The 26,471-nt window shown below is 58.4% G+C and carries 27 protein-coding genes; 22 read left to right on the top strand and 5 right to left on the bottom strand.

Going from position 1 to position 26,471, the window contains the following annotated elements:
• Positions 1-69 precede the first annotated feature (69 nt).
• The 20 genes from plsX to ACOI7D_RS02810 all read left to right on the top strand — a co-directional run bounded on the left by plsX (position 70) and on the right by ACOI7D_RS02810 (position 18,130).
• A complete protein-coding gene (gene plsX / locus ACOI7D_RS02905; RefSeq protein ID WP_201785712.1) occupies positions 70-1,167 on the top strand; it encodes a phosphate acyltransferase PlsX in 1,098 nt (365 codons plus the stop codon).
• A gap of 53 nt (positions 1,168-1,220) precedes the next feature.
• On the top strand, positions 1,221-2,174 hold the full coding sequence (locus ACOI7D_RS02900) for a beta-ketoacyl-ACP synthase III (protein WP_002899288.1): 954 nt from the start codon (positions 1,221-1,223) through the stop codon (positions 2,172-2,174).
• A 15-nt stretch (positions 2,175-2,189) separates the two neighbouring features.
• On the top strand, positions 2,190-3,119 hold the full coding sequence (gene fabD / locus ACOI7D_RS02895; RefSeq protein WP_032452435.1) for an ACP S-malonyltransferase: 930 nt from the start codon (positions 2,190-2,192) through the stop codon (positions 3,117-3,119).
• 12 nt (positions 3,120-3,131) lie between these two features.
• Positions 3,132-3,866, top strand: a complete 735-nt coding sequence (gene fabG, locus ACOI7D_RS02890; protein ID WP_002899294.1) for a 3-oxoacyl-ACP reductase FabG — start codon at positions 3,132-3,134, stop codon at positions 3,864-3,866.
• Positions 3,867-4,076: 210 nt separating this feature from the next.
• The gene (acpP, locus tag ACOI7D_RS02885; protein WP_000103754.1) at positions 4,077-4,313 is read left to right on the top strand and encodes an acyl carrier protein; all 237 of its coding nucleotides are present in this window, start codon (positions 4,077-4,079) and stop codon (positions 4,311-4,313) included.
• Between the two features lie 89 nt (positions 4,314-4,402).
• Complete coding sequence (fabF, locus tag ACOI7D_RS02880; RefSeq protein ID WP_002900666.1) at positions 4,403-5,644, top strand: beta-ketoacyl-ACP synthase II; 1,242 nt, start codon at positions 4,403-4,405, stop codon at positions 5,642-5,644.
• A gap of 125 nt (positions 5,645-5,769) precedes the next feature.
• Complete coding sequence (gene pabC / locus ACOI7D_RS02875) at positions 5,770-6,579, top strand: aminodeoxychorismate lyase (protein ID WP_032452437.1); 810 nt, start codon at positions 5,770-5,772, stop codon at positions 6,577-6,579.
• Position 6,580: 1 nt separating this feature from the next.
• Complete coding sequence (yceG, locus tag ACOI7D_RS02870; RefSeq protein ID WP_023289140.1) at positions 6,581-7,603, top strand: cell division protein YceG; 1,023 nt, start codon at positions 6,581-6,583, stop codon at positions 7,601-7,603.
• The gene (tmk, locus tag ACOI7D_RS02865; RefSeq protein WP_023289141.1) at positions 7,593-8,234 is read left to right on the top strand and encodes a dTMP kinase; all 642 of its coding nucleotides are present in this window, start codon (positions 7,593-7,595) and stop codon (positions 8,232-8,234) included. The genes yceG and tmk overlap by 11 nt, the downstream gene beginning before the upstream one ends.
• The gene (gene holB / locus ACOI7D_RS02860; RefSeq protein ID WP_048297234.1) at positions 8,231-9,235 is read left to right on the top strand and encodes a DNA polymerase III subunit delta'; all 1,005 of its coding nucleotides are present in this window, start codon (positions 8,231-8,233) and stop codon (positions 9,233-9,235) included. The genes tmk and holB overlap by 4 nt, the downstream gene beginning before the upstream one ends.
• 10 nt (positions 9,236-9,245) lie before the next feature.
• Positions 9,246-10,040: a metal-dependent hydrolase gene (locus tag ACOI7D_RS02855; RefSeq protein ID WP_109547543.1), complete on the top strand. Its 795-nt coding sequence runs from the start codon at positions 9,246-9,248 to the stop codon at positions 10,038-10,040.
• Positions 10,041-10,336: 296 nt separating this feature from the next.
• The gene (ptsG, locus tag ACOI7D_RS02850; RefSeq protein ID WP_002900680.1) at positions 10,337-11,770 is read left to right on the top strand and encodes a PTS glucose transporter subunit IIBC; all 1,434 of its coding nucleotides are present in this window, start codon (positions 10,337-10,339) and stop codon (positions 11,768-11,770) included.
• 261 nt (positions 11,771-12,031) lie between these two features.
• Positions 12,032-12,388, top strand: coding sequence for a purine nucleoside phosphoramidase (hinT, locus tag ACOI7D_RS02845; protein WP_032452442.1), 357 nt, complete (start codon positions 12,032-12,034; stop codon positions 12,386-12,388).
• A gap of 4 nt (positions 12,389-12,392) precedes the next feature.
• Positions 12,393-12,767 carry a YcfL family protein gene (locus ACOI7D_RS02840; RefSeq protein ID WP_004204572.1) on the top strand — a complete coding sequence of 125 codons (375 nt, stop codon included), beginning with the start codon at positions 12,393-12,395 and terminating at the stop codon, positions 12,765-12,767.
• Between the two features lie 21 nt (positions 12,768-12,788).
• On the top strand, positions 12,789-13,427 hold the full coding sequence (lpoB, locus tag ACOI7D_RS02835) for a penicillin-binding protein activator LpoB (RefSeq protein WP_072096711.1): 639 nt from the start codon (positions 12,789-12,791) through the stop codon (positions 13,425-13,427).
• On the top strand, positions 13,408-14,235 hold the full coding sequence (thiK, locus tag ACOI7D_RS02830; protein ID WP_049014604.1) for a thiamine kinase: 828 nt from the start codon (positions 13,408-13,410) through the stop codon (positions 14,233-14,235). The genes lpoB and thiK overlap by 20 nt, the downstream gene beginning before the upstream one ends.
• Positions 14,236-14,258: 23 nt before the next feature.
• Positions 14,259-15,269, top strand: a complete 1,011-nt coding sequence (gene nagZ, locus ACOI7D_RS02825) for a beta-N-acetylhexosaminidase (protein WP_072199202.1) — start codon at positions 14,259-14,261, stop codon at positions 15,267-15,269.
• Between the two features lie 35 nt (positions 15,270-15,304).
• Positions 15,305-15,847 carry an alpha/beta hydrolase YcfP gene (ycfP, locus tag ACOI7D_RS02820; RefSeq protein WP_002900775.1) on the top strand — a complete coding sequence of 181 codons (543 nt, stop codon included), beginning with the start codon at positions 15,305-15,307 and terminating at the stop codon, positions 15,845-15,847.
• Positions 15,848-16,092: 245 nt separating this feature from the next.
• Positions 16,093-17,397: an NAD(P)/FAD-dependent oxidoreductase gene (locus ACOI7D_RS02815; protein ID WP_008805997.1), complete on the top strand. Its 1,305-nt coding sequence runs from the start codon at positions 16,093-16,095 to the stop codon at positions 17,395-17,397.
• Positions 17,398-17,590: 193 nt separating this feature from the next.
• Positions 17,591-18,130, top strand: coding sequence for a glycine zipper 2TM domain-containing protein (locus ACOI7D_RS02810; protein WP_002900781.1), 540 nt, complete (start codon positions 17,591-17,593; stop codon positions 18,128-18,130).
• A gap of 57 nt (positions 18,131-18,187) precedes the next feature.
• Here ACOI7D_RS02810 and ACOI7D_RS02805 read toward each other — a convergent pair whose 3' ends face one another.
• A complete protein-coding gene (locus tag ACOI7D_RS02805) occupies positions 18,188-20,377 on the bottom strand; it encodes a TonB-dependent siderophore receptor (protein ID WP_048297236.1) in 2,190 nt (729 codons plus the stop codon).
• 68 nt (positions 20,378-20,445) lie between these two features.
• Between ACOI7D_RS02805 and ACOI7D_RS02800 the strand changes: the two genes are divergently transcribed.
• A complete protein-coding gene (locus ACOI7D_RS02800; RefSeq protein ID WP_004140642.1) occupies positions 20,446-20,568 on the top strand; it encodes a hypothetical protein in 123 nt (40 codons plus the stop codon).
• 52 nt (positions 20,569-20,620) lie between these two features.
• Here ACOI7D_RS02800 and ACOI7D_RS02795 read toward each other — a convergent pair whose 3' ends face one another.
• Both ACOI7D_RS02795 and ACOI7D_RS02790 read right to left on the bottom strand, forming a co-directional pair.
• The gene (locus ACOI7D_RS02795) at positions 20,621-21,256 is read right to left on the bottom strand and encodes a TetR/AcrR family transcriptional regulator (RefSeq protein WP_023289148.1); all 636 of its coding nucleotides are present in this window, start codon (positions 21,254-21,256) and stop codon (positions 20,621-20,623) included.
• Positions 21,253-21,372, bottom strand: a complete 120-nt coding sequence (locus tag ACOI7D_RS02790) for a hypothetical protein (protein WP_162543133.1) — start codon at positions 21,370-21,372, stop codon at positions 21,253-21,255. The genes ACOI7D_RS02795 and ACOI7D_RS02790 overlap by 4 nt, the downstream gene beginning before the upstream one ends.
• 133 nt (positions 21,373-21,505) lie before the next feature.
• Between ACOI7D_RS02790 and bhsA the strand changes: the two genes are divergently transcribed.
• Positions 21,506-21,763, top strand: coding sequence for a multiple stress resistance protein BhsA (gene bhsA, locus ACOI7D_RS02785; RefSeq protein WP_002900788.1), 258 nt, complete (start codon positions 21,506-21,508; stop codon positions 21,761-21,763).
• A 128-nt stretch (positions 21,764-21,891) separates the two neighbouring features.
• Here bhsA and ldtC read toward each other — a convergent pair whose 3' ends face one another.
• Positions 21,892-22,845, bottom strand: coding sequence for a L,D-transpeptidase LdtC (gene ldtC / locus ACOI7D_RS02780; RefSeq protein WP_023289149.1), 954 nt, complete (start codon positions 22,843-22,845; stop codon positions 21,892-21,894).
• A 164-nt stretch (positions 22,846-23,009) separates the two neighbouring features.
• Positions 23,010-26,456, bottom strand: coding sequence for a transcription-repair coupling factor (gene mfd, locus ACOI7D_RS02775; RefSeq protein WP_032452446.1), 3,447 nt, complete (start codon positions 26,454-26,456; stop codon positions 23,010-23,012).
• Positions 26,457-26,471 lie beyond the last annotated feature (15 nt).

Below are 26,471 nucleotides of genomic sequence, written 5' to 3'. Positions count from 1 at the left end.
AGCGTGATGAAGCTTAGTGAGGACTCCCCGGGCAACTGGGGAATCACCGAACCGGGCAGCGACGATACCTTGACACGTCTAACCCTGGCGTTAGATGTCATGGGGGGCGATTTCGGCCCATCCGTGACAGTGCCTGCAGCACTGCAGGCACTGAACTCTAATTCGCAACTCACACTTCTTTTAGTCGGCGATCCCGACGCCATCACGCCATTACTCGCCAAAGCTGACTTCGAACAACGTTCGCGTCTGCAGATTATTCCTGCGCAGTCAGTTATTGCCAGTGATGCGCGACCCGCACAGGCTATCCGCAGCAGTCGCGGAAGCTCAATGCGCGTGGCGCTGGAGCTTGTGAAAGAAGGGCGGGCGGAAGCCTGCGTTAGCGCCGGCAACACCGGCGCGCTGATGGGCCTGGCGAAACTGCTGCTCAAACCGATTGAAGGTATTGAGCGGCCGGCGCTGGTGACGGTTTTGCCGCACCAGCAGAAGGGCAAAACCGTGGTGTTGGATCTCGGCGCCAACGTCGACTGCGACAGCACGATGCTGGTGCAGTTCGCGGTGATGGGCGCGGTGCTGGCGGAAGAGGTGGTCGGCATTGCCAATCCACGCGTCGCCTTGCTGAACATCGGCGAAGAAGAGATGAAAGGCCTCAGCAGCATCCGCGATGCTGCCGCAGTGCTCAAAACGCTGCCTTCCCTCAACTACATCGGCTATCTTGAAGCCAATGAACTGTTGACCGGAAAAACCGATGTGCTGGTTTGTGACGGATTCACGGGCAACGTCACATTAAAAACCATGGAAGGTGTTGTCAGAATGTTCCTTTCACTGCTGAAATCTCAGGGAGAGGGCAAAAAACGGTCGTGGTGGCTGCTGTTACTAAAACGTTGGTTACAAAAAAGCCTGGCGAGGCGATTCAGTCACCTCAACCCCGACCAGTATAATGGCGCCTGTCTGTTAGGATTGCGCGGTTCCGTGATCAAGAGTCATGGTGCTGCCAATCAGCGCGCCTTTAGCGTCGCGATAGAGCAGGCAGTGCAGGCGGTGCAGCGGCAAATTCCTCAACGGATCGCCGCGCGCCTGGAATCTTTATACCCAGCTGGTTTCGAGCTGCCGGAAAGCGACAGTGACGTGAACGCCCGACAGCAAAGCGGGACGAATGGACACCACTGACGCCGCGGCGGTTGAACGAGGCGGGTATATTACCCAAGAGTGACTGAGCGTACATGTATACGAAGATTATTGGTACCGGCAGCTATCTGCCCGAGCAAGTGCGTACAAACGCCGACCTGGAAAAAATGGTAGAGACCTCTGACGAGTGGATTGTCACCCGCACAGGTATCCGTGAGCGTCGTATTGCCGCAGCGCATGAAACAGTTGCTACGATGGGCTTTGAAGCCGCAAAGCAGGCGCTGGCGATGGCGGGCGTGTCCGCGGAGCAAATTGGTCTGATCATCGTTGCGACCACCTCCGGCACGCACGCGTTTCCAAGTTCGGCTTGCCAGATTCAGTCTATGCTGGGCGTCAAAGGCTGCCCGGCGTTTGACGTCGCGGCCGCCTGCGCCGGTTTCACCTATGCGCTGAGCGTCGCCGATCAGTATGTGAAAAACGGCGCGGTGGATTATGCGCTGGTCGTTGGCGCTGATGTGCTGGCGCGCACCTGCGATCCGGCCGATCGCGGGACGATTATTATTTTCGGCGATGGCGCCGGCGCGGTGGTGCTGGGCGCCTCCGAAGAGCCTGGCATTATCTCGACGCATCTGCATGCTGACGGTAGCTATGGCGAACTGCTGACCCTGCCGAACGCCGATCGCGTCGATCCGGAAAATCCGATCTATCTGACGATGGCCGGTAATGAAGTCTTCAAAGTGGCGGTCACCGAGTTAGCGCATATCGTTGATGAGACGCTGGCCGCGAACAATCTTGAACGTTCAGCGCTGGACTGGCTGGTGCCGCATCAGGCAAACCTGCGGATCATCAGCGCGACGGCGAAGAAACTGGGCATGTCGATGGATAACGTCGTAGTGACCCTCGACCGCCATGGCAACACCTCCGCGGCGTCAGTCCCTTGCGCGCTGGATGAGGCCGTCCGCGATGGCCGCATTCAACGTGGGCAGCTGATTTTGCTGGAAGCCTTTGGTGGCGGTTTCACCTGGGGTTCCGCGCTGGTTCGTTTTTAGTATAAGGATTTAAACATGACGCAATTTGCTTTTGTGTTCCCGGGACAGGGCTCTCAGGCCGTAGGCATGCTGGCCGATATGGCGGCGACCTGGCCGGTCATTGAAGAGACCTTCGGTGAAGCTTCCGCAGCGTTGGGTTACGATCTGTGGGCGCTGACGCAACAGGGCCCGGCAGAAGAACTGAATAAGACCTGGCAGACCCAGCCGGCGCTGCTGACCGCCTCCGTGGCGCTGTACCGCGTCTGGCAGCAGCAGGGCGGCAAAGCGCCGGCGCTGTTGGCAGGCCACAGCCTTGGCGAATACTCCGCGCTGGTTTGCGCGGGCGTTATCGCTTTCGCTGACGCCGTTCGCCTGGTTGAACTGCGCGGCAAATTCATGCAGGAAGCCGTACCGGAAGGTACCGGCGCCATGTCAGCGATTATCGGTCTGGACGACGCGGCTATCGCCAAAGCCTGTGAAGACTCGGCCGAAGGGCAGGTCGTCTCTCCGGTGAACTACAATTCCCCGGGACAGGTGGTTATCGCCGGTCACAAAGAGGCCGTCGAACGCGCAGGCGTCGCCTGTAAAGCCGCGGGCGCTAAACGCGCGCTGCCGCTGCCGGTGAGCGTGCCCTCCCACTGTGCGCTGATGAAGCCCGCTGCGGAAAAACTGGCGCTTGAGCTGCAGAACATCACCTTCAACGCGCCGACGATTCCGGTGGTAAATAACGTCGACGTGAAGTGCGAAACCGCGCCGGACGCCATTCGCGATGCGCTGGTACGCCAGCTGTATAGCCCGGTTCAGTGGACCAAAACCGTTGAGTTTATGGCTGCTCAGGGCGTCACGCATCTGTATGAGGTTGGCCCGGGTAAAGTCCTCACCGGCCTGACCAAACGTATTGTTGACACCCTGACCGCTTCCGCGCTTAACGAGCCGGCGGCGATGTCTGCGGCGCTTGAGCAATAAAAGAGGAAAACCATGAGTTTTGAAGGAAAAATCGCGCTGGTTACCGGTGCAAGCCGCGGTATTGGCCGCGCCATCGCTGAAACGCTCGTCGCCCGCGGCGCGAAAGTTATCGGTACTGCGACCAGCGAAAGCGGCGCGCAGGCGATCAGCGACTATTTAGGCGCCAACGGTAAAGGTCTGATGTTGAATGTGACCGACCCGGCATCTATTGAATCTGTTCTGGAAAATGTGCGCGCAGAGTTTGGCGAAGTGGATATCCTGGTGAATAATGCCGGGATCACTCGCGACAACCTGTTAATGCGCATGAAAGATGACGAGTGGAACGATATTATCGAAACCAACCTGTCATCGGTTTTCCGTCTGTCAAAAGCGGTAATGCGCGCTATGATGAAAAAGCGTCATGGACGTATTATCACTATCGGTTCTGTGGTTGGTACCATGGGAAATGCGGGTCAGGCCAACTACGCTGCGGCGAAAGCGGGTCTGATCGGCTTCAGTAAATCACTGGCGCGTGAAGTTGCGTCACGCGGTATTACTGTAAACGTTGTTGCTCCGGGCTTTATTGAAACGGACATGACGCGTGCGCTGACCGATGAGCAGCGTGCGGGTACGCTGGCGGCAGTTCCTGCGGGGCGCCTTGGCACCCCAAATGAAATCGCCAGCGCGGTGGCATTTTTAGCCTCTGACGAAGCAAGTTACATCACTGGTGAAACCCTGCACGTCAACGGCGGAATGTACATGGTCTGACCGAGATTTGTGCAAAACGTTCAGGAACCGCGCACTTCGCACGGTTCTGTGTGCGGTTTTGTGCGAAAAGATTTGCGTTCTTAGGGCAAACGGCCTCAAAATAGCGCAAAATCGTGGTAAGACCTGCCGGGATTTAGTTGCAAATTTTTCAACATTTTATACACTACGAAAACCATCGCGAAAGCGAGTTTTGATAGGAAATTTAAGAGTATGAGCACTATCGAAGAACGCGTTAAGAAAATTATCGGCGAGCAGCTGGGCGTTAAGCAGGAAGAAGTTACCAACAATGCTTCCTTCGTTGAAGACCTGGGCGCTGATTCTCTTGACACCGTTGAGCTGGTAATGGCTCTGGAAGAAGAGTTTGATACTGAGATTCCGGACGAAGAAGCTGAGAAAATCACCACCGTTCAGGCTGCCATTGATTACATCAACGGCCACCAGGCGTAAGTGAACATCTCCAGGCGGTCATTCGACCGCCTGAGTTTTATCTTTTTTTTGTCCCACAAGAATCTATTTTCCCTCCCTGGAGGACAAACGTGTCTAAGCGTCGTGTAGTTGTGACCGGACTGGGCATGTTGTCTCCTGTCGGCAATACCGTAGAGTCTACCTGGAAAGCTCTCCTTGCCGGTCAGAGTGGCATCAGCCTGATCGACCATTTCGATACTAGCGCCTATGCAACGAAATTTGCTGGCTTAGTAAAGGATTTTAACTGTGATGACATCATCTCGCGCAAAGAGCAGCGCAAGATGGATGCCTTCATTCAATATGGAATTGTCGCTGGCGTTCAGGCCATGCAGGATTCTGGCCTTGAAGTGACGGAAGAGAATGCTACCCGTATTGGCGCCGCGATCGGCTCCGGTATTGGCGGCCTCGGCTTGATCGAAGAAAACCACAGTTCGCTGGTCAACGGCGGACCGCGTAAGATCAGCCCATTCTTCGTTCCCTCCACAATTGTTAACATGGTGGCCGGGCATCTGACCATCATGTTTGGTCTGCGTGGACCAAGTATCTCCATCGCGACCGCCTGTACTTCAGGCGTGCACAACATCGGTCAGGCTGCGCGCATCATCGCCTATGGCGACGCCGATGCGATGGTGGCAGGCGGTGCGGAAAAAGCCAGTACCCCGCTTGGCGTGGGCGGCTTTGGCGCAGCGCGGGCGCTCTCCACGCGCAATGACAACCCGCAGGCGGCAAGCCGTCCGTGGGATAAAGATCGCGACGGCTTCGTGCTGGGCGACGGCGCGGGCATGGTGGTGCTGGAAGAGTACGAGCATGCGAAAAAACGCGGCGCGAAAATCTACGCCGAGATCGTCGGCTTCGGCATGAGCAGCGATGCTTACCACATGACGTCACCGCCGGAAGATGGCGCGGGCGCCGCGCTGGCGATGGTGAATGCCATTCGCGATGCGGGCATCGAACCGGGCCAGATCGGCTACGTCAATGCCCACGGCACCTCGACGCCGGCTGGCGATAAAGCGGAAGCGCAGGCGGTTAAGTCTGTCTTCGGCGATGCGGCGAGCCGCGTACTGGTGAGCTCCACCAAATCCATGACCGGGCATCTGCTGGGCGCGGCAGGGGCGGTAGAGTCGATTTACTCTATCCTGGCGCTGCGCGATCAGGCGGTTCCGCCGACGATCAACCTCGACAACCCGGATGAGGGCTGCGACCTCGACTTCGTTCCGCACGAAGCGCGTCAGGTTTCCGGTATGGAGTACACCCTGTGCAACTCCTTCGGCTTCGGCGGCACTAACGGTTCGCTGATCTTCAAAAAAGTGTGACAGGGCTTGCCCCGGTACTGCTTTAACAAAAGGCCCGTTCGTCGGGCCTTTTTTATTCGGCTTTCTCCGCTTGTCCTCTGCTCCGTGTCCTGAGACACTCACCGACCTGTGAAAAGGAGTCCTTTATGTTCTTGATAAATGGCGTTGAACAGGACACGCTGGCGGCGAACGATCGCGCCGTCCAGTTTGGCGACGGTTGTTTTACCACCGCCCGTATACAGCACGGGCAGGTTGCGTTACTGGACGCCCATCTGCAGCGTTTGCAGACGACCTGCGAAAAATTACGCATCCCATTTGACGACTGGCTGACGTTGAGCGACGAGATGCAGCGTCTGGCTCGGCCGCACGCCCAGGGTGTGCTTAAGGTGGTCCTCACCCGCGGCGTCGGGGGGAGGGGATACAGCACGGCGGGCTGCACGTCGCCCACCCGCATTCTGAGCGTCTCTTCGCTTCCGGCGCACTACGCGCGCTGGCGGGAGGAGGGCATTACCCTGACCCGGAGCCCGGTGACCCTGGGGCGCAACCCGTGGCTGGCCGGTCTGAAGCATCTTAATCGTCTGGAGCAGGTGCTGATCCGCTCTCATCTTGAACAGACGGACGCCGATGAGGCGCTGGTCCTTGACAGTGACGGGTGGCTTACGGAATGCTGTGCCGCGAATTTATTCTGGCGTCAGGGACGGGATGTCTTTACTCCGCGACTCGATTATGCCGGGGTCAACGGCATAATGCGGCAGCGTTGTATCGCGCAGCTGGCACCATCGACGTTTCGCGTTGTCGAAGTGACAGCGCGTCCCGAGACGTTGCGGGAGGCCGATGAAGTGCTGATCTGCAATGCGCTTATGCCGCTGGTGCCGGTTCGTCGCTGGGAGGAGACCGTCTGGTCCTCTCGCGAGCTTTACCATTTTTTAGCCCCTTTGTGTGAGCTGTCTGGTTAGTATGAAGAAAATGTTACGTTTTATCCTGTTGCTGGTCGTGCTGTTGGGCATCGCCGCGGCGGCAGGAATGTGGAAGGTACGCCAGCTGGCGGACAGCAAGCTGCTGATTAAAGAAGAGACCATCTTTACCCTCGAAGCCGGCACCGGCCGGCTGGCGCTGGGGCAGGATCTCTATCGCGAGAAGGTGATCAATCGTCCGCGCGTGTTCCAGTGGCTGCTGCGGATGGAGCCTGAGCTGTCTCACTTCAAAGCCGGGACCTATCGCTTCACGCCGCAAATGACGGTACGCGAAATGCTGCAGCTGCTGGCCAGCGGCAAAGAGGCGCAGTTTCCGCTGCGCTTTGTCGAAGGCATGCGCGTCAGCGACTACCTTCGTCAGCTGCGCGATGCCCCCTACGTGAAGCACACGCTTGAAGACGATAGCTACGCGACGGTGGCTAAGGCTTTAGGTCTTGACCACGCCGACTGGGTGGAAGGTTGGTTCTGGCCGGATACCTGGATGTACACCGCCAATACCAGCGACATCGCCATCCTCAAGCGCGCGCATCAGAAAATGGTCACCGAAGTGGCGAAGGTCTGGGAAGGACGGATGGATAATCTGCCCTATGACGATCAGAATCAGCTGTTGACCATGGCCTCGATTATTGAGAAAGAGACCGCGGTGGCGGAAGAGCGCGATCGCGTCGCGTCGGTGTTTATCAACCGCCTGCGCATCGGCATGCGTTTACAGACTGATCCAACGGTGATCTACGGGATGGGAGAAGGGTATAATGGTAAGTTAACGCGTAAGGATCTGGAGACGCCGACCGCGTACAATACTTATACCATCAGCGGCCTGCCGCCAGGCCCTATTGCGGTGCCGGGCGAAGCGTCGCTGAAGGCGGCCGCCCATCCGGCGAAAACGCCATACCTCTATTTTGTCGCCGACGGGAAAGGGGGCCATACGTTTACCACAAACCTGGTCAGCCATAACCGCGCGGTGCAGGACTATCTGAAAGTACTTAAGGAAAAAAATGCGCAGTAACTATATCGTCATCGAGGGGCTGGAGGGCGCCGGGAAGACCACCGCACGTCAACTGGTGGTGGAGACGCTGCAGTCGGCAGGTATTCACGATATGGTGTTTACCCGTGAGCCGGGGGGCACAATCCTTGCCGAAAAACTGCGTAGCCTGGTGCTGGATATCCAGTCCACGGGCGATGAAGTGATTAACGATAAAGCGGAAGTGCTGATGTTTTACGCGGCGCGCGTCCAGCTGGTGGAGACCGTGATTAAGCCTGCTCTGGCTCGCGGCCAGTGGGTGATCGGCGATCGTCACGATCTCTCCACTCAGGCCTATCAGGGCGGCGGCAGGGGGATTGACCGCACGATGCTGGCGACGCTGCGTGACGCCGTTCTCGGCGATTTTCGACCTAATTTGACGCTGTACCTCGACGTCACGCCGGAAGTGGGCCTGCGGCGCGCCCGCGCCCGCGGCGAACTGGATCGCATTGAGCAGGAGTCCATGAACTTCTTCAATCGTACCCGCGCGCGCTACCTTGAGCTGGCCGCGGCGGATCCTTCTATCCGCACGGTGGACGCGACGCAGCCGCTGGATGCCGTCGCGCGCGATATTCGCGCCACGATCGTCCAGTGGATGGCGGAGCAACCGGCATGAAATGGTATCCGTGGCTGCGCCCCTCGTTCGAGCAACTGGTCGGTAGCTATCAGGCCGGACGAGGCCACCACGCCTTACTGTTACAATCCCTGAGCGGGATGGGCGGCGAGGCGTTGATGTATGCGCTGTGCCGCTTCCTGATGTGCCGCCAGCCCGAAGGGCATAAAAGCTGCGGTCACTGCCACAGTTGCCAGCTGATGCAGGCCGGTACGCACCCCGATTACTACCCGCTGAGCCCCGAGAAAGGCAAGAGCGCGCTGGGTATTGACGCGGTGCGCGATGTCAACGACAAGCTCTATGAGCGCGCGCGCCTCGGTGGGGCGAAGGTGGTATGGATTAGCGATGCCGCCTTGCTGACCGATGCCGCCGCCAACGCGTTGCTGAAAACGCTGGAGGAGCCGCCGGAAAATACCTGGTTCTTCCTCGCCTGCGAGGAGCCGGCGCGTCTGCTGACCACTCTGCGCAGTCGCTGCCGCCTGCACCACCTGTCGCCGCCGACGGAATCTTATGCCCTGGCCTGGCTGGAGCGTGAGGTGAACCTGCCGCAGGAGGCGCTGCTGACCGCGTTACGTCTGTGCGCCAGCGCGCCGGCCGCCGCGCTTGAGCTGCTTAAGGAGCCGCAGTGGACGGCGCGACAGCAGCTGTGTCAGGCGCTGGCGACCACGCTGGCGAGCGGTGACTGGCTGGCGCTGCTGCCGATACTCAATCATGAACAGGCGGCGGTTCGCCTGCACTGGCTGGCATCGCTGCTGGTCGATGCGCAAAAACGACAGCAGGGAATTGCCCTGGTGAGTAATCCGGATGTCTGGCCGCTGCTGGAGCAGCTGGCGCATAGTCTGCCCGCCTCCCGGCTGCAGGCGATTGCCCATGACGTCTGTACCTGCCGCGAGCAATTGCTGAACGTCGTCGGCGTCAACCGCGAACTGCTGCTCACCGAGCGCCTGCTGCGCTGGGAACATTACCTGCAACCCGGGACGGTTTTACCCGTCTCCCACCTCTGAGTGAGACATTATGTTTTTAGTCGACTCCCACTGCCATCTTGATGGTCTGGATTATCAAACTCTGCACAAAAACGTCGATGAAGTGCTGGCAAAAGCGGCCGCGCGCGATGTGAAATTTTGCCTGGCGGTCGCCACGACGCTGCCTGGCTACCGCAGCATGCGCGAGCTGGTAGGGAGGCGTGACAATGTCGTTTTCTCCTGTGGCGTGCACCCGTTAAACCAGGACGAGCCCTACGAGGTGGATACGCTGCGCACGCTGGCGGCGGAAGAGGGCGTCGTCGCGATGGGAGAGACCGGGTTGGATTATTTTTATACCCCGGAAACCAAAGCCCAGCAGCAAACCTCATTCCGTGACCATATCCGCATCGGCCGGGAGTTGAATAAGCCAGTGATCGTGCATACCCGTGACGCTCGCGCCGATACCCTGGCCATTTTACGTGAAGAAAAGGTGACGGATTGCGGAGGCGTACTACACTGTTTCACTGAGGACAGGGAGACGGCGGGTAAGCTGCTCGACATGGGGTTCTATATCTCGTTTTCCGGTATCGTCACTTTCCGTAACGCCGAGCAACTGCGCGATGCGGCGCGCTATGTTCCGCTGGATCGTCTGCTGGTGGAGACCGATTCGCCGTACCTGGCGCCGGTACCCCATCGCGGCAAAGAGAACCAGCCGGCGATGGTTCGTGACGTTGCTGAATACATGGCGGTACTGAAGGGTGTGTCGCTGGAGCAACTGGCTCAGCAGACCACCGACAATTTTGCCACGCTGTTCCACATTGACCCCGCCCGCTTGCAACCTGCTTGATCTGCTTATTATTTTAAGGCTCGTAATTAATAGCCAAAGCGAGTAAAGTTCACCGCCACAAAAGTGGCGGTGAAGGTTTTTTGGCAACATCTGGATACAACTTATGTAAGCTGATGTAAATTTTTACCGGAAGGCTGATTGAAACGTGATAGCCGTCAAACAATCATCCCGTTAATTATTTTACTCTGTGTAATAAATAAAGGGCGCTTAGATGTCCTGTCCACGGCGCGGTTCTCCCCCCGGGCCAATGCGTGAAAACGTAAAAAAGTACCAAATACTCAGGAGCACTCTCAATTATGTTTAAGAATGCATTTGCTAACCTGCAGAAGGTCGGTAAATCGCTGATGCTGCCGGTATCCGTACTGCCTATCGCAGGTATCCTGCTGGGCGTCGGTTCCGCAAACTTCAGCTGGCTGCCAGCCGTGGTCTCCCACGTCATGGCAGAAGCAGGCGGTTCTGTTTTCGCCAACATGCCGCTGATCTTCGCTATCGGTGTGGCCCTCGGCTTCACCAATAACGACGGTGTATCCGCACTGGCTGCAGTCGTAGCTTACGGCATCATGGTGAAAACCATGGCGGTGGTTGCGCCGCTGGTGCTGCATTTACCTGCTGACGAGATTGCGGCAAAACACCTGGCTGATACCGGCGTGCTTGGCGGTATTATCTCCGGTGCTATCGCCGCGTACATGTTCAACCGCTTCTATCGCATCAAGCTGCCAGAATATCTCGGCTTCTTTGCGGGCAAGCGCTTTGTACCGATTATCTCTGGTCTGGCCGCTATCTTCACTGGCGTGATCCTCTCCTTCATTTGGCCGCCGATCGGTTCCGCGATCCAGACCTTCTCCCAGTGGGCTGCTTATCAGAACCCGGTGGTGGCGTTTGGTATCTACGGTTTCATCGAGCGTTGCCTGGTGCCGTTTGGTCTGCACCACATCTGGAACGTTCCTTTCCAGATGCAGATCGGCGAATACACCAACGCGGCGGGTCAGGTATTCCACGGCGATATCCCGCGCTACATGGCAGGCGACCCGACTGCGGGCAAACTGTCTGGCGGCTTCCTGTTCAAAATGTACGGTCTGCCGGCAGCGGCTATCGCGATTTGGCACTCTGCTAAACCGGAAAACCGCGCCAAAGTAGGCGGTATCATGATCTCCGCCGCGCTGACCTCGTTCCTGACCGGTATCACCGAGCCGATCGAGTTCTCGTTCATGTTCGTGGCGCCGATCCTGTACGTTATCCATGCCATCCTGGCGGGTCTGGCGTTCCCGATCTGTATCCTGCTGGGTATGCGTGACGGTACCTCGTTCTCTCACGGCCTGATCGACTTTATCGTGCTGTCCGGTAACAGCAGCAAGCTGTGGCTGTTCCCGATCGTCGGTATCTGCTATGCGATCGTGTACTACGTCATTTTCCGCGTGCTGATTAAAGCCCTGGATCTGAAAACCCCGGGTCGTGAAGATACCACCGAAGAGAGCAAAGCTGGCGCAACCAGCGAGATGGCTCCGGCTCTGGTCGCCGCTTTCGGCGGTAAAGAGAACATCACCAACCTCGACGCATGTATTACTCGTCTGCGTGTTAGCGTGGCGGATGTAGCGAAAGTTGACCAGGCTGGCCTGAAAAAACTGGGCGCCGCTGGCGTGGTAGTGGCAGGTTCTGGCGTACAGGCCATCTTCGGTACCAAGTCCGATAACCTGAAAACTGAAATGGATGAGTACATCCGTAACAGTTAAGACGTAGTATCGGGGAGACTAAGGCAGCCAACTGGCTGCCTTTTTTACGTCACCAGATCGGCCTTCCAGAGGCGATAACCCCGCAAACTGTCCGCCAAATGCTTATTCCCTCAGCAGCTAAGTCTATAGTTGAATAAGAAAAAGAGCTTTCAGGTTGAAAGAGAGGGAGGATGTCGCTCATACTCTTACCGTAACCTGTGCGTCCGCGTTTATCTGCAGAAGCAGGCCAGCGTACGGGATAAAACTAATAAGGAATCAGTCATGGCAGAAGAAACGATTTTCAGCAAAATCATTCGCCGGGAGATCCCGTCGGATATGGTTTATCAGGATGAGCTTGTGACCGCTTTTCGCGACATCTCCCCGCAGGCGCCCACCCACATTCTGATTGTCCCGAACGTTCTGATTCCTACCGTAAATGACGTTACCACTGAACATGAACTGGCCCTGGGCCGGATGATGACCGTCGCGGCGAAGATTGCCCGCGATGAAGGCCTCGCCGACGATGGCTACCGGTTGATCGTCAACTGCAACCGTCACGGCGGCCAGGAAGTTTACCATATCCATATGCATCTGCTGGGCGGTCGTCCGCTGGGTCCGATGCTGGCGCACAAAGGCTAACGTCATGCTCAGGACCCTTTTGGGCGCGTGTCTGGCGGCGGGGCTGCTAGCCGGATGTAGTTCACATCCGGAGATCCCGGTTTCTGACCAGCAGGCGCTGGTGATGGAGTCGAGCGTGCTGGCCGCCGGGATCAGCGCCAGCGAGCCTGTCGTCGTGGCGACGGAGATCCAGGCCACCGCCTCCTCTACGCTGTATAACGAGCGCCAACAGCCGGTCACCGTGCATTATCGTTTTTTCTGGTATGACGCCCGAGGGCTGGAGATGCACCCTCTGGAGGCGCCGCGCACCATCGTGGTTCCGGCTCGCTCCTCGGTGACGTTGTATGGCAGCGCCAATATCCTGGGGGCGCATAAGGCCCGCCTTTATCTTTATCTGTAAGGGGTAATTATAATGATGAAAATGTGTCGCTATGCGTTAATCACAGCACTGGCGATATTCCTCGCAGGCTGTGCGGGGCTGCGTGAGCAGCCCGCGCCGGTAGAAGAGGCCAAACCGCAGCCGCAGCAGCCTGCGCAGCCGCAGCCCACGGTGCCGACGGTACCGGCGGTGCCATCCGTCCCGTCACAGCCAGGACCGATTGAGCATCAGGATCAGCAGTCGGGTCAGCCGGCGCCGCGCGTGCGTCATTATGACTGGAACGGCGCGGTGCAGCCGATGGTGGGACAGATGCTGCAGGCGGGCGGGGTCAATGCCGGCAGTATTCTGCTGGTTGACAGCGTGAACAACCGCACCAACGGTTCGCTGAATGCCGGAGAAGCTACCACCGCGTTACGCAACGCGCTGGCGGGCAACGGCAAATTTACCCTTGTTTCACCGCAGCAGCTGGCGGTCGCCAAGCAGCAGCTGGGCCTGTCGCCGCAGGACAGCCTCGGCAGCCGCAGCAAAGCCATGGGCATCGCCCGCAATGTGGGCGCGCAGTATGTGCTTTACTCCAATGCCACCGGCAACGTCAACGCGCCTGAGCTGAAGATGCAGTTGATGCTGGTGCAAACCGGCGAGATTATCTGGTCAGGTAAAGGTGCTGTTCAGCAACAATAAGCTAACGCGCGACGAGCTCTTGTCGCGCTTCTTTCCCCACTATCATCCTGTCGCCTCGCTGAGCCAGACCGGCCTCAGCGGCGGCAGTGTGATTATCAGCGACGGCGAACGGCGACGAGTGCTGCGTCAGCCGCACGACCCGTCTGCCGCTGCCTGTTATTTTCGCCGTCAGTATCGCGCGCTGCGCCGGCTGCCTGCCAGGCTGGCGCCCAACCCCCTGTTTTACTCGCCCTGCTGGATGGTGGTGGAGTATTGCGCGGGTGAGGTGAAAAGCGAGTTACCTGACTGCCCGCAGCTGTCTGCCTTATTGTATGATTTGCATCAGCAACCGCGGTTTGGCTGGCGTGTTAGTCTCGGGCCGCTGCTGGCGCAGTACTGGCAAAGGAGCGATCCGGCCCGGCGTACGCCGCGCTGGCTACGCTGGCATCAGCGGCTGTGCCGCCGGGGCGAGCCTCGTCCTCTGCGCCTGGCGCCGCTGCATATGGACGTCCATGCCGGCAATATTATCCACAGCGACGCCGGTCTGAAGCTGATCGACTGGGAATATGCCGGCGATGGCGATATCGCGCTGGAGCTGGCCGCCGTATGGATCGCCCCGGGCGAGCGCCGCCAGCTGGTGACGGCGTATGCCCGGCGGGCGGCCATCGACCCGCAGCAGCTATGGCGGCAGGTGGCGCGCTGGCGTCCGTGGGTACTGCTGCTGATGGCGGGCTGGTATGAAATGCGCTGGCGGCAGAGCGGGGATCGGCAATTTATCACGCTGGCAGATGAAACATGGTGTCAGTTAGACAACGAACGCAAAGGATAAGAGAGGTCAGTGTGGGCCCAGTGATGTTGGATGTTGAAGGGTATGAACTGGATGCGGAAGAGCGAGAGATTCTGGCGCATCCGCTGGTGGGAGGGTTGATCCTCTTCACCCGAAATTATCACGATCCGGCGCAGCTGCGGGAGCTGGTGCGCCAGATCCGCGAAGCCTCCCGTAACCATCTGGTGGTGGCGGTCGATCAGGAAGGGGGACGCGTTCAGCGTTTCCGCGAAGGCTTTACCCGTTTACCGGCGGCCCAGTCTTTCGCCGCGCTGCTGGGGATGGAAGAGGGGGGCAAACTGGCCGCCGAGGCCGGCTGGCTGATGGCCAGCGAAATGATCGCCATGGACATCGATATTAGCTTTGCGCCGGTGCTGGACGTCGGCCATATCAGCGCCGCGATCGGCGAACGTTCTTATCATGAAGATCCGCAGAAAGCGCTGACGATGGCGCGTCACTTCATTGACGGCATGCACGCTGCGGGCATGAAAACCACCGGCAAACACTTCCCGGGACACGGGGCGGTGACTGCCGATTCGCACAAAGAAACCCCGTTCGATCCGCGTCCGGCATCGGTCATCCGCGACCACGATATGGCGATATTCAAAAGCCTTATCGCCGAGCAGCGTCTGGATGCCATTATGCCGGCGCATGTGATTTATCCGGAGCTCGATCCGCGCCCGGCCAGCGGTTCAGCGTACTGGCTGAAGACGGTGTTGCGCGGCGAGCTGGGCTTCGACGGGGTGATTTTCTCCGACGATCTGTCGATGGAAGGGGCGGCGATCATGGGCAGCTATGCCGAACGCGGCCAGGCATCGCTCGACGCCGGTTGCGATATGATACTGGTCTGCAATAATCGTAAGGGCGCGGTCAGTGTGCTGGATAACCTGTCGCCGATCAAAGCAGAGCGTGTTACGAAATTGTATCATAAAGGTTCCTTTTCCCGTCAGGAGTTAAGGGATTCAGCCCGTTGGAAAACGGTGAGTGCCCAGCTGGAGCAGCTTCATGCGCGCTGGCAAGAGGCGAAGTCCGCGTAACGCTCTGCGGGGCGTTGTTGTCTGGTGAGGATGCGATGATTATCTATTTACACGGTTTTGACTCGAACAGCCCCGGTAACCACGAAAAGGTGATGCAGTTGCAGTTTATTGACCCTGACGTGCGGTTGATAAGCTACAGCACGCGCCACCCCAAGCACGACATGCAGCATTTGCTGAAAGAGGTCGATAAAATGCTGCAGCTTACCGCCGATGACCGGCCGCTGATCTGCGGCGTTGGACTCGGCGGTTACTGGGCTGAGCGGATTGGTTTCCTGTGCGATATTCGTCAGGCGGTGTTCAATCCGAACCTGTTTCCGCATGAGAATATGGAAGGCAAAATCGACCGACCGGAAGAGTATGCTGACATCGCCACCAAGTGCGTGACCAACTTTCGCGAGAAGAACCGCGATCGCTGCCTGGTGGTGCTTTCCCGGCAGGACGAAGCGCTGGACAGCCAGCGTTCCGCCGACCTTTTGCACCACTATTATGAAATTATCTGGGATGAAGAGCAGACCCATAAGTTTAAAAACATCTCGCCGCACCTGCAGCGGCTGAAAGCGTTTAAAACCCTCGGTTAAGCCTTTTTCCCCTGTATCCAAACCCGCGCCGGGTTCACCGCGCGGGTTTTTTCATGTCTACACTTATTGGTTTCGCTGAAAAAATACGCGACAAAACTTGATGCACATCAATTTTGGTATGACCAATGCACCGTTCATGGTATTCTCGACAGTGCTGAATGGTTTCATTGACGTAACTTGTTGTTAAATAAAGGCTATTTTAATAACTTTTATTTAACAATTGGTTAATAATTTTAGGGGTACACATGACTACGCCATTGAAAAAAATCGTAATTGTGGGTGGCGGCGCAGGCGGACTGGAACTGGCAACTCAGCTGGGGAAAAAGTTAGGGCGCCATAAGAAAGCGAAAATCACCCTGGTGGACCGTAACCACAGCCATCTGTGGAAGCCGCTGCTGCACGAAGTGGCCACCGGTTCTCTGGATGAAGGCGTTGATGCGCTGAGCTATCTGGCCCATGCCCGCAACCACGGCTTCCAGTTCCAGCTGGGATCGGTGGTCGATATCAATCGCGAAGGGAAGACCATCACCCTCGGCGAACTGCGCAATGAAAAAGGCGAGCTGCTGGTGGCTGAGCGTAAACTGCCGTACGACACGCTGGTGATGGCGCTGGGCAGTACCTCGAATGACTTTAACACCCCTGGGGTGAAAGAGAACTGCATTTTCCTCGACAACCCGCATCAGGCGCGTCGTTTCCATCAGGAGATGCTCAACCTGTTCCTTAAGTACTCCGCGAACCTTGGCGCTAACGGTAAAGTGAACATTGCCATCGTCGGCGGCGGCGCCACCGGCGTGGAACTCTCCGCTGAGTTGCATAATGCCGTGAAACAGCTGCACAGCTACGGTTACAAAGGGCTGACCAACGAAGCGCTGAACGTCACGCTGGTCGAAGCGGGCGAACGCATTCTGCCTGCGCTGCCGCCGCGCATTTCTGGCGCGGCGCACAATGAGCTGACCAAGCTGGGCGTACGGGTGCTGACGCAGACCATGGTCACCAGCGCCGATGCGGGCGGCCTGCACACTAAAGATGGCGAATATATTGAAGCGGATCTGATGGTCTGGGCGGCCGGGATCAAAGCGCCAGATTTCATGAAAGAGATCGGCGGCCTGGAAACCAACCGTATCAATCAGCTGGTGGTTGAGCCGACGCTGCAGACCACCCGCGACGCGGATATTTTCGCCATCGGCGATTGCGCCTCCTGCGCCCGTCCGGAAGGCGGGTTTGTGCCACCGCGTGCTCAGGCGGCGCACCAGATGGCCACCTGCGCGCTGAATAACATCCTCGCGCAGATGAAAGGCAAACCGCTGAAGGCGTATACCTATAAAGACCATGGCTCGCTGGTGTCGCTGTCCAATTACTCCACCGTCGGCAGCCTGATGGGCAACCTGATGCGCGGCTCGATGATGGTGGAAGGGCGCATTGCGCGCTTCGTGTACATCTCCCTGTACCGTATGCACCAGATCGCCCTGCACGGCTATTTCAAAACCGGCCTGATGATGCTGGTTGGGCGCATCAACCGCATCATTCGCCCGCGTCTCAAGCTGCACTAATCGCTATCGCGACCCGGAGCGCGCCCTGGCGGCGCCTCCGGGCTCTTCTGCTGAACCGGCGGGGATCCCGCTCGGAATCCTCTGAATCCCTTTGATTTGCAGCGAATTCTCGCACTTTTCATCCGCTATCTGATTTGCGCCTTCCCGGGTCCGGTTGCAAAATTGTATCAACAGCAACAAAGGAGGATCTCCCGTGAATAAATCTATGTTGGCGGGTATAGGGATAGGCGTGGCTGCCGCGCTGGGCGTTGCAGCTGTCGCTGGTCTCAACGTGTTAGATCGCGGCCCGCAGTATGCGCAAGTGGTCTCCAGTACACCGATTAAAGAAACCGTGAAGACGCCGCGCCAGGAATGCCGCAATGTCACCGTGACCCATCGTCGTCCGGTACAGGATGAAAACCGCATCGCCGGTTCCGTGCTGGGCGCGGTGGCGGGCGGGGTGATTGGCCACCAGTTCGGCGGCGGTCACGGACGCAGCGTGGCGACGGTGGTGGGCGCGCTGGGCGGCGGCTATGCCGGTAACCAGATCCAGGGCGCGATGCAGGATAACGACACCTACACCACCACGCAGCAGCGCTGCAAAACGGTGTATGACAAATCCGACAAAATGCTGGGCTACGATGTGACCTATAAGATAGGCGATCAGCAGGGGAAAATCCGTATGGATCACGATCCTGGCAGCCAGATCCCGCTGGACAACAACGGCCAGCTGGTCCTGAACAACAAAATCTAAAAACAGATGTGTGTAATGATTAGCCCCTCAATCGCTCAGGCTGAGGGGCTTTTTTTGTCAGAAAGTTAACGCGTAATTCAGACCGAAGGTACGGCCACGGCCTTTATATTCATACAGCGACGAGCTGCCGTAGGTTGGGCTGTAGAGCAGCGGCGCGCGCTGGCCCCAGATGGTGACATAATCTTCGTTAAGCAGGTTTTCGATACTGAAGGTCAGTTTCCCCACCGGCAGCGCGTAACTGCCGATAAAATCGACGGTATTATAGCCTTCCAGCTTGTTGCCGGCGGCGTCGCTGAGGTCAAACACCTGCTGGCTCTGCACGCGCAGGCTCCACGGATCCGGCGCCCAGCCTACCCAGGCGGTGGCTTTGGACGGCGAGGCGAGGGTGACGTCCCATTTTTGCCAGCGGCCATCGGTCTGCACCTGTGATTTCAGCACGTTGAAGTTGCCGCCGACGCTCCAGTCGCTGTCCGGAATAAAGTAATCGACCGCTCCCTCAACGCCGTAAATACGCCGCTTGTCGGACTGAACATCGATGGTCATGTCGGTACGGTTGACCACGATGGTCTTATCCGAAGTCGAGTAATACGCCGCCAGCTGGGTGCGCAGGTTATCGCCGGTGTAGCGCCAGCCCAGCTCATACGAGTTAACTTTGATCCCCTGCAGCGGCGAGTCATCGACGTTGACGCTGGAGAGCAGCGGCAGATGACCATTGACCGCGGCGCCGTATTTCCCGATGCCATAGTATTTACCCGGATCCGGCAGCTCAACGCCCTGCGAGAAGTTAAACCAGGTCTGTTGACGCTCGGTCAGATGGGCGACGATCCCGGCGTTAAACAGGAAGTTGTCATAATCGGTTTTGCCGCCTTTGATGGCGTCGGCGGAGCGCGCTTTGCCGTTGGCGATATCCTGTTGCTGGGCGTAGCCGACAAAGTCGTCAACCCGGTTTTCGGTCCACTGGTAGCGAACCCCGCCGCTAATGGTAAAGATATCGTTCAGATCGTAGCTTGACTGCAGGAACGGCGCGACGTTGGAGATGCTGTATCCTGGGTAGCGGCCGGTGGTATAGATCGATTCGTTGTGCAGCCCACCGGAAGCCAGCGATTGTTGCAGATCGAAGAACATCTGATTGGCATTGAAGGTCTCATGATCGGCGTCGAGACCCCAGGTGAGATCCCAGCCCGCCAGCGGCTGACTGTTCAGGGTCAGCTTTGCCCCATACTGATCGGTATCCTGCTGCGACGAGGAGAAACTGCTGACCTGGCCTTTGCTGAGCGTCGGGAACGGATAGAAGGTGAGGGATTCATCGCGATAGTACACCTGGCTCACCAGATTCTGACCGAAGAAGTCGGCATCGGAGTACTGGAGGCTGATCAGATGGCGCTCGGTGCCGGGGATACGATCGGAATTGAGCCCATCGGTGGTGTACGCTTTGCCGCCGCTGGTCACCGCGGACATATTCTTTCCGAGCCACAGGCCATAGTCATCATCGCCCTGGCTTTTATAATACTGGGTGACCAGCTGCAGCTGGCGGTTGTCGTCGATCTCGATCGTCCCCGTTCCCATGACGTCCAGACGGTCGGAGTGCTGGAGCCCCGTTTGGGTGTTATCGAGGAGCAGCGCATCGTTGTTGCCATCGTACCAGCCGCCGAAACGCTGATAGGCTACCGATAAACGCCCGGACGCGTGGTCTGTCCCGCCGCTGACGGCCGCCGCGACGCGCTCATCATGATCGTTGCTGTTGGCAAACCCGCTCTTGCTGCCCACCTCAAGATCGACCTGCCGATCCTGCTGCCCTTTTTTGGTGACGATGTTGATAAGTCCGCCGGTACTGCCGCCGCCGTACAGTGAGGTCGCCCCGGAGATCACTTCGATATGTTCGATGTTGAACGGATCGATGGCGTCGAGCTGGCGACTGTCGGTGCGTGAGGAGTTGAGCCGGACGCCGTCAATCAGCACGACGATGGCGCGCCCGCGCATGTTCATCCCGTAATTGGTGCGCCCCTGGCTGCTGACATCGATGCCCGGGATCAGCTGCGCCAGCACGTCTTTGAACTCTTTCCCGCCCTGGACCTGCTGCTCAATCTCCTGGCCCTCAATGACCCAGGTGGTTTGGGCCATCTCGGCCACGGTGCGGTGGGTGCGGTTCGCGCTAACGATGATGCTGTCTTCATCAGACTGAGCCGCCAGCGCAGGCAGCGCGCTGGCCAGCAGCAGAGGGTGGAGCACCCAGAGGCGCTTTTTCATATCCATTCCTTTTATGAGCAAGTTGCTTTGTCGTTGTTATGGGCCGGCGTCGGCCGGTATTCGTTACAATGCGAAACATCTGGAAAAACTCAAAAAAGGATTTTGCACATAATGAATATCGCAATCAATATCATTTGCGTTTATCTTGCGCGAGAAAAGGTAATAAAAATCAATCTATTTTGTGGGGGTAAAGCGAAACGGCGGGCGGTTCCGGCGGCAGAATACCGCCGGAAGCGGGGCGCATCAGGACTCGAGGACCAGCGGCCAGAGACGGAGAGTGGTGTCAGTGATTTGCATCAGTTTGTCGAAATCGGCGCCTTCCCGTGCGCTGATGGACATCCCCTGCAGGACACAGTTGAGAAACTGCGCGAGCTGCGCCACGTCGCGGCCCGCGGGCAGTTCGCCCTGCGCTTGCCGCTGCTGTAGAAACTGGGTTAGCGCCTGCTCCTGCATCGCATGGCGGGATTTGATGGTGTTGGCGATATCCGTCGAGGAGGCGGCCAGCGCGGCGGAGGTATTGATGATAAAGCAGCCGGCCGGCGTCTCTTTGCTGGTAAAGCAGGTGGCGACCGCGGTGAAGTAGTCGCGCAACGCCCGATCGACGGTTTTTCCCTCAGCAAACAGCACGGCTTCGTGCTTCGCGGCAAAGCGCGAAATGTAACGATCCAATACTGCGCGGAACAGTCCTTCTTTATTCACAAATTCCGCATACAGGGTGGGGGCTTTTGCTCCTGTCGCCTCGACCAGATCGGCGAGCGAGGTCGCCTCATAGCCGTGCTGCCAGAAGAGTGTCATGGCTTTGTCCAGCGCCGCATCCCTGTCGAACACCTTCGGTCGGCCACGGCTTTTTTTGGCGCAACTTTGAACGTCAGTTGTCATGATGCCGTTGTACCTATGTTGGTTTGGTGAATGGCCATTATAAAAATAAACGATCGCCGGGGCCAGCGCTGTTGGCTCAAAAATAAATAATTCATATGCGTATGAAAATTAAGCATTTTATAAATAGTTAAACGATCGTTATAAAAATGCGTTGACGTGTGACTTAGATCACATTATTATTTACCTATCGATCGTTAAGTTAATGCTTACGACCCTACTATAAAATTCATCTGCATAGGTATAATAATCATGAAAACCGTTAATACTCTGGCTATTGCCGCCGTGCTTAGCTCCCTCTCTTTCGCCAGCTTTGCCGCTGTTGAGGTGCAGTCCACCCCAGCCGGCCAGCATAAAGTGGGCACCATCTCTGCGTCCGCAGGGACTAACCTGGGGTCGCTGGAAGACCAGCTGGCGCAGAAAGCGGATGAAATGGGCGCCACCTCATACCGTATTACTTCGGTAACCGGCCCGAATACTCTTCACGGTACCGCGGTTATCTACAAGTAAACCCGATGCGTCGCTGCCCGGCCCCCTTCACCGGTCAGCGATGAGTAAGACCCTGTTGTACCCCTGTTTGACCCTTGCCAACAAAAAACCCGCCGTCAGGCGGGTTTTTTGTTTTCTGCAGCGTGAGGTTACAGCGACTGCGGACCAGGGTCGGCATGACGGGTAACGTCAATGGGCATGCCCGAGCGGTAATTCATCGCGCGCTCCATTACCGTACCGTCGGTCTGCGGCGCCTGTTTGAACGCCTTCATGGCCGCGTTAAGCGTAATAGGCAGCGTCTGCGGGTCGTCATCGATATGCTCAGACAGCGGCTGGTGGATTTCGACCAGACGGCGGCCGTCCGGCTCCACCGACGCCTTAATCGGCGTGTTGATAATATTCACCTTCGTGCCCGGCGAGATCGCGTTGTACAGCGCCTTGATATCGTTGTCGCGCAGACGAATACAGCCGGAGCTGACGCGCATGCCGATGCCGAAATCGGCATTGGTGCCGTGCAGGAGATAGACTCCGCCATAGGCGGCAAGGCGGATAGCGTGATGGCCCATCGGGTTGTCAGGACCGGCAGGCACCACCGCCGGCAGCTCAATCCCCATCGCTTTGTAGCGCGCGCGAATGTTAGCGGTTGGCGTCCAGGTCGGATTAGCCCGCTTGTCGGACACGGTGGTGACCATCGTCGGTGTGATGGTGGTTCCGCCCAGTTGGCCGATGCCGATCGGGTAGACGGTCACTTCATTCTTGCCCGGCGGGTAATAGTAGAGGCGCAGTTCGGCAAGGTTGATCACCAGCCCTTCGCGCGGCGCATCGGGCAGCAGCGTTTGCAGGGGGATAGTCAGCACGCTGCCGGCGCGCGGAACATAGGGGTCTACCCCGGGATTGGCCTGCAGCAGGGCCAGAAAGCCGACATTGTACTTTTTGGCAATCGCCTCCAGCGAACCGCCGTTATCCTGTACCACATGGAACTGATTCTGCCCCACCAGCCGGCTGCCCGGCGGGGGAAGGGGCCAGGTGTTAGCGCGCGCAGGCAGCGCCAGCGCGGCAACCAGCGCGACCAGCGCCAGCGCCAGGGGGAAACGGTTTCTCATTACCATAACTCCAAAATATATAACTGGTTATTTTTATATGAAAAAGGAGATGAGATTATGGCGTGAGTCTGTGTGGGGAAATCCAGGCGGATTGCAAAATGTTTGTAAAGATTGCCAGATATGTGAAAAGGGAGATACGGCGTACCGGCCGTATCTCCCTGCGATCAGGCGACGGCGTTCTCTTCCAGCTGGCGCATGAACTGGCGAACCCAATCCATCCGCGTCTTTCGCTCCTCGAGATCCTGCATGAACTTCAGGCGCGTCGGCCCGTCCAGGCGGAAGTGCTGCGGCTGCTTCTGCAGCAGGCCGATCAACCACACCGGATTGACGTTGTTTTTCTCGTTAAATTCGATCACGCCGCCTTTTTCATTGCTCTCCAGCTTACGGATCCCCAGCTTCTGCGCTTGCTGACGCAGACGGGCGATATCCAGCAGATTGCGGGCGGCGTCGGGCAGGCGGCCAAAACGATCGATCAGCTCGACTTTGATCTCCTCCAGATCCTGTTCGTTTTTGGCGCTGGCAATGCGCTTATAGAACGATAGACGAGTATTGACGTCGGGGATGAAATCATCAGGCAGCAGGGAAGGCATGCGCAGTTCGACTTCCGTCTGCTGGCTGGTGAGATCTTCCAGCGACGGCTCGCGCCCGGCTTTCAGGGCATCTACCGCATTCTCCAGCAGCTCCATATACAGGGAGAAGCCGATGGTCTCCATCTGACCGCTCTGATCTTCGCCCAGCAGCTCCCCGGCGCCGCGGATCTCCAGATCGTGGGTCGCCAGCGCAAAGCCGGCGCCAAGATCTTCCAGCGAGGCAATGGCTTCGAGGCGCTTTTGCGCATCGGTGGTCATCGCCTTCGGATGCGGCGTCAGCAGCCAGGCATAGGCCTGGTGATGGGAGCGGCCAACGCGGCCGCGCAGCTGGTGCAGCTGGGCGAGGCCAAAGTGGTCGGCGCGTTCGATAATGATGGTGTTGGCGGTGGGAATGTCGATCCCGGTTTCGATGATGGTGGTGCACACCAGCACATTGAAGCGCTGGTGATGGAAGTCATTCATCACCCGCTCCAGCTCGCGCTCCCGCATCTGACCGTGGCCGATGGCGATCCGCGCCTCAGGCACCAGCTCCGCCAGCTTGTCGGCGGCTTTCTGGATGTTCTCGACGTCATTAAACAAGTAGTAAACCTGACCGCCGCGCAGCGTTTCACGCAGGATCGCCTCGCGCACGACCAGCGCATCGTATTCGCGAACGAAGGTCTTTACCGCCAGGCGGCGCGCCGGCGGCGTGGCGATGATCGACAGATCCCGCATCCCGCTCATCGCCATGTTCAGCGTTCGCGGGATCGGCGTGGCGGTGAGGGTCAGGATATCGACATCGGCGCGCATCGCTTTGATGCGCTCTTTATGCCGCACGCCAAACCGGTGCTCTTCGTCGACGATCAGCAGCCCCAGATCGCGCAGCTTCACCTCGCTCTGCAGCAGCTTATGGGTGCCGATCAAGATATCGATTTTGCCTTCCGCGGCCTGCTCGAGGATCTGCGCCTGCTCTTTAGCGCTGCGGAAGCGGGAGAGCATTTCGATGCGTACCGGCCAGTTGGCGAAACGATCGCGGAAGTTGTCATAGTGCTGCTGAGCCAGCAGGGTGGTCGGCACCAGTACCGCCACCTGTTTGTGGTTCTCCACGGCGAGGAAGGCGGCGCGCATGGCCACTTCGGTCTTGCCGAAGCCCACATCGCCACACACCAGGCGGTCCATGGCCAGCGGCTGGCACATATCGCTGAGGACGGCGTTGATCGCCTGTGCCTGATCCGGCGTGGTTTCAAACGGGAAACCGTCGCAGAACAGCTGATACTGTTCGCGGTCGTGTTTAAAGGCAAACCCGGCTTTCGCCGCGCGCTGGGCGTAGATATCCAGCAGTTCGGCCGCTACGTCGCGTACCTTCTCGGCCGCTTTTTGCCGCGCCCGGGTCCAGGCATCGCCGCCCAGCTTGTGCAGGGGCGCGTTCTCTTCCGCTCCGCCGGCGTAGCGACTAATAAGATGCAGCGAGGAGACCGGAACGTATAATTTGGCATCGTTGGCGTAGGTCAGCATCAGGTATTCGCCGGTGATGCCGCCCGCCTCCAGGGTGGTCATCCCCGCATAGCGGCCCACGCCGTGTTCCAGGTGAACGACCGGCTGGCCGATATGCAGTTCGGCAAGGTTGCGAATTAGCGTGTCAGGGTTAATGGTGCGACGGGAATCCTGACGACGGCGCGCTACGCGCTCGCCGAGCAGGTCGCTCTCGCAAATCAGCGCCAGGCCGCGCTGGCTGTCGATAAACCCGTGCTCGGCGGCGCCAATCATCAGATAGCGCCCGTTGCCGGTGGCTTCCTCCAGGCGCAGCAGGTGTTTCGGCGCAATTTTGATCCGCGCCAGCATTTCGCTCAGCGCTTCCCGGCGACCCTCGCTTTCAACGGAGAAGATCACCGGACCGGCAAACGCGTCGAGGAAGCGGCGCAGATTATCCAGCGGCGCTTTGTTTTGCGCCTGGACGGCGAGGTCCGGCAGCGTCTGGTAGCCCAGGTTGGTATTCGCTGCTTTTTCGGCCAGGCGCTCGGTTTTCAGCTGAACGCGCGGCCACTTTTTCAGTTCGCTGAACAGCTCATCGCTGCGCAGCCACAGCAGTTCCGGCGGCAGGAGCGGGCGCATCGGATCGACGCCGCGGTTTTCAAAGCGGGCGCGGGCTTCATTCTGGAAACGCTCCGCGCTGGCCTCGAGATCGCCGGTGTTGACGATCAGCGTGCTGGCCGGGAAATAGCTAAATAACGGCGGCAGCGGCTCGCTGAAGAACAGCGGCTGCCAGTATTCGATACCGGCAGGCAGCGTCCCTTTACTGACCTGCTGATAGATATGCTCGGCGTCGCGCTTCACCTCAAAGCGGTCGCGCCACTGACTGCGGAACAGCTCGATGGCGGTCTGGTCGGTGGGGAATTCGTGCGCCGGCAGCAGGTTAATGGCCGCCACTTCCTCCAGCGTGCGCTGGCTGTCGACGTCGAACAGGCGCAGGCTGTCGATTTCATCGTCAAAAAAATCGAGGCGGTAGGGCTGGTCGCTGCCCATCGGGAACAGGTCGAGCAGCGCGCCGCGGGTGGCGTATTCGCCATGCTCCATCACCTGATCGACATGGCGGTAGCCGGCCCCCTCGAGCTGGTCGCGCAGCGCATCGCGCGACAGGCGCTGACCCTTTTTCATCACCAGCGCGTGGCCGTGAAGGAAGCTGTGCGGACAGACGCGCTGCATCAGCGTGCTGACCGGGACGATCAGCACGCCGCGCTGCATAGTGGGTAACTGGTAAAGGGTGGCAAGACGGGAGGAGATAATGTCCTGATGCGGCGAGAAGCTGTCGTAAGGGAGCGTTTCCCAGTCCGCCAGCCCCATCACCAGGCTGTCGGTGAACTGCCTGATCTCGTCGTTCAGACGCAGCGCGTTTTGCATGTCAGGCGCCACCAGCACCACCGGGCCCTTGTGGCGTTCGGCCATCTCCGCCACCAGGGTGGCGCAGGCTGCGCCGGTCAACTCGCCAAGCTGGCGCTGGTCACCGGCTTTCACCGGCAATGAGTATCGATATTGTTCAGGCATAGACGGTTTCATGGT

Source organism: Klebsiella sp. C360, from assembly GCF_048822415.1.
Classification (GTDB): Bacteria; Pseudomonadota; Gammaproteobacteria; order Enterobacterales; family Enterobacteriaceae; genus Klebsiella; species Klebsiella quasipneumoniae.
This window is presented reverse-complemented; position numbering and strand designations above follow the sequence as displayed.

Coding starts and splice junctions, on each gene's coding strand:
- tmk (WP_023289141.1), top strand. CDS start 7,593: ATGCGCAGTAACTATATCGTCATCGAGGGGCTGGAGGGCGCCGGGAAG.
- mfd (WP_032452446.1), bottom strand. CDS start 26,456: ATGCCTGAACAATATCGATACTCATTGCCGGTGAAAGCCGGTGACCAG.
- fabD (WP_032452435.1), top strand. CDS start 2,190: ATGACGCAATTTGCTTTTGTGTTCCCGGGACAGGGCTCTCAGGCCGTA.
- ACOI7D_RS02815 (WP_008805997.1), top strand. CDS start 16,093: ATGACTACGCCATTGAAAAAAATCGTAATTGTGGGTGGCGGCGCAGGC.
- ACOI7D_RS02900 (WP_002899288.1), top strand. CDS start 1,221: ATGTATACGAAGATTATTGGTACCGGCAGCTATCTGCCCGAGCAAGTG.
- pabC (WP_032452437.1), top strand. CDS start 5,770: ATGTTCTTGATAAATGGCGTTGAACAGGACACGCTGGCGGCGAACGAT.
- yceG (WP_023289140.1), top strand. CDS start 6,581: ATGAAGAAAATGTTACGTTTTATCCTGTTGCTGGTCGTGCTGTTGGGC.
- ACOI7D_RS02805 (WP_048297236.1), bottom strand. CDS start 20,377: ATGAAAAAGCGCCTCTGGGTGCTCCACCCTCTGCTGCTGGCCAGCGCG.
- holB (WP_048297234.1), top strand. CDS start 8,231: ATGAAATGGTATCCGTGGCTGCGCCCCTCGTTCGAGCAACTGGTCGGT.
- hinT (WP_032452442.1), top strand. CDS start 12,032: ATGGCAGAAGAAACGATTTTCAGCAAAATCATTCGCCGGGAGATCCCG.
- ACOI7D_RS02855 (WP_109547543.1), top strand. CDS start 9,246: ATGTTTTTAGTCGACTCCCACTGCCATCTTGATGGTCTGGATTATCAA.
- ACOI7D_RS02800 (WP_004140642.1), top strand. CDS start 20,446: ATGCGAAACATCTGGAAAAACTCAAAAAAGGATTTTGCACATAATGAA.
- ldtC (WP_023289149.1), bottom strand. CDS start 22,845: ATGAGAAACCGTTTCCCCCTGGCGCTGGCGCTGGTCGCGCTGGTTGCC.
- nagZ (WP_072199202.1), top strand. CDS start 14,259: ATGTTGGATGTTGAAGGGTATGAACTGGATGCGGAAGAGCGAGAGATT.
- ycfP (WP_002900775.1), top strand. CDS start 15,305: ATGATTATCTATTTACACGGTTTTGACTCGAACAGCCCCGGTAACCAC.
- ACOI7D_RS02840 (WP_004204572.1), top strand. CDS start 12,393: ATGCTCAGGACCCTTTTGGGCGCGTGTCTGGCGGCGGGGCTGCTAGCC.
- acpP (WP_000103754.1), top strand. CDS start 4,077: ATGAGCACTATCGAAGAACGCGTTAAGAAAATTATCGGCGAGCAGCTG.
- ptsG (WP_002900680.1), top strand. CDS start 10,337: ATGTTTAAGAATGCATTTGCTAACCTGCAGAAGGTCGGTAAATCGCTG.
- lpoB (WP_072096711.1), top strand. CDS start 12,789: ATGTGTCGCTATGCGTTAATCACAGCACTGGCGATATTCCTCGCAGGC.
- ACOI7D_RS02790 (WP_162543133.1), bottom strand. CDS start 21,372: ATGCTTAATTTTCATACGCATATGAATTATTTATTTTTGAGCCAACAG.
- ACOI7D_RS02795 (WP_023289148.1), bottom strand. CDS start 21,256: ATGACAACTGACGTTCAAAGTTGCGCCAAAAAAAGCCGTGGCCGACCG.
- bhsA (WP_002900788.1), top strand. CDS start 21,506: ATGAAAACCGTTAATACTCTGGCTATTGCCGCCGTGCTTAGCTCCCTC.
- fabG (WP_002899294.1), top strand. CDS start 3,132: ATGAGTTTTGAAGGAAAAATCGCGCTGGTTACCGGTGCAAGCCGCGGT.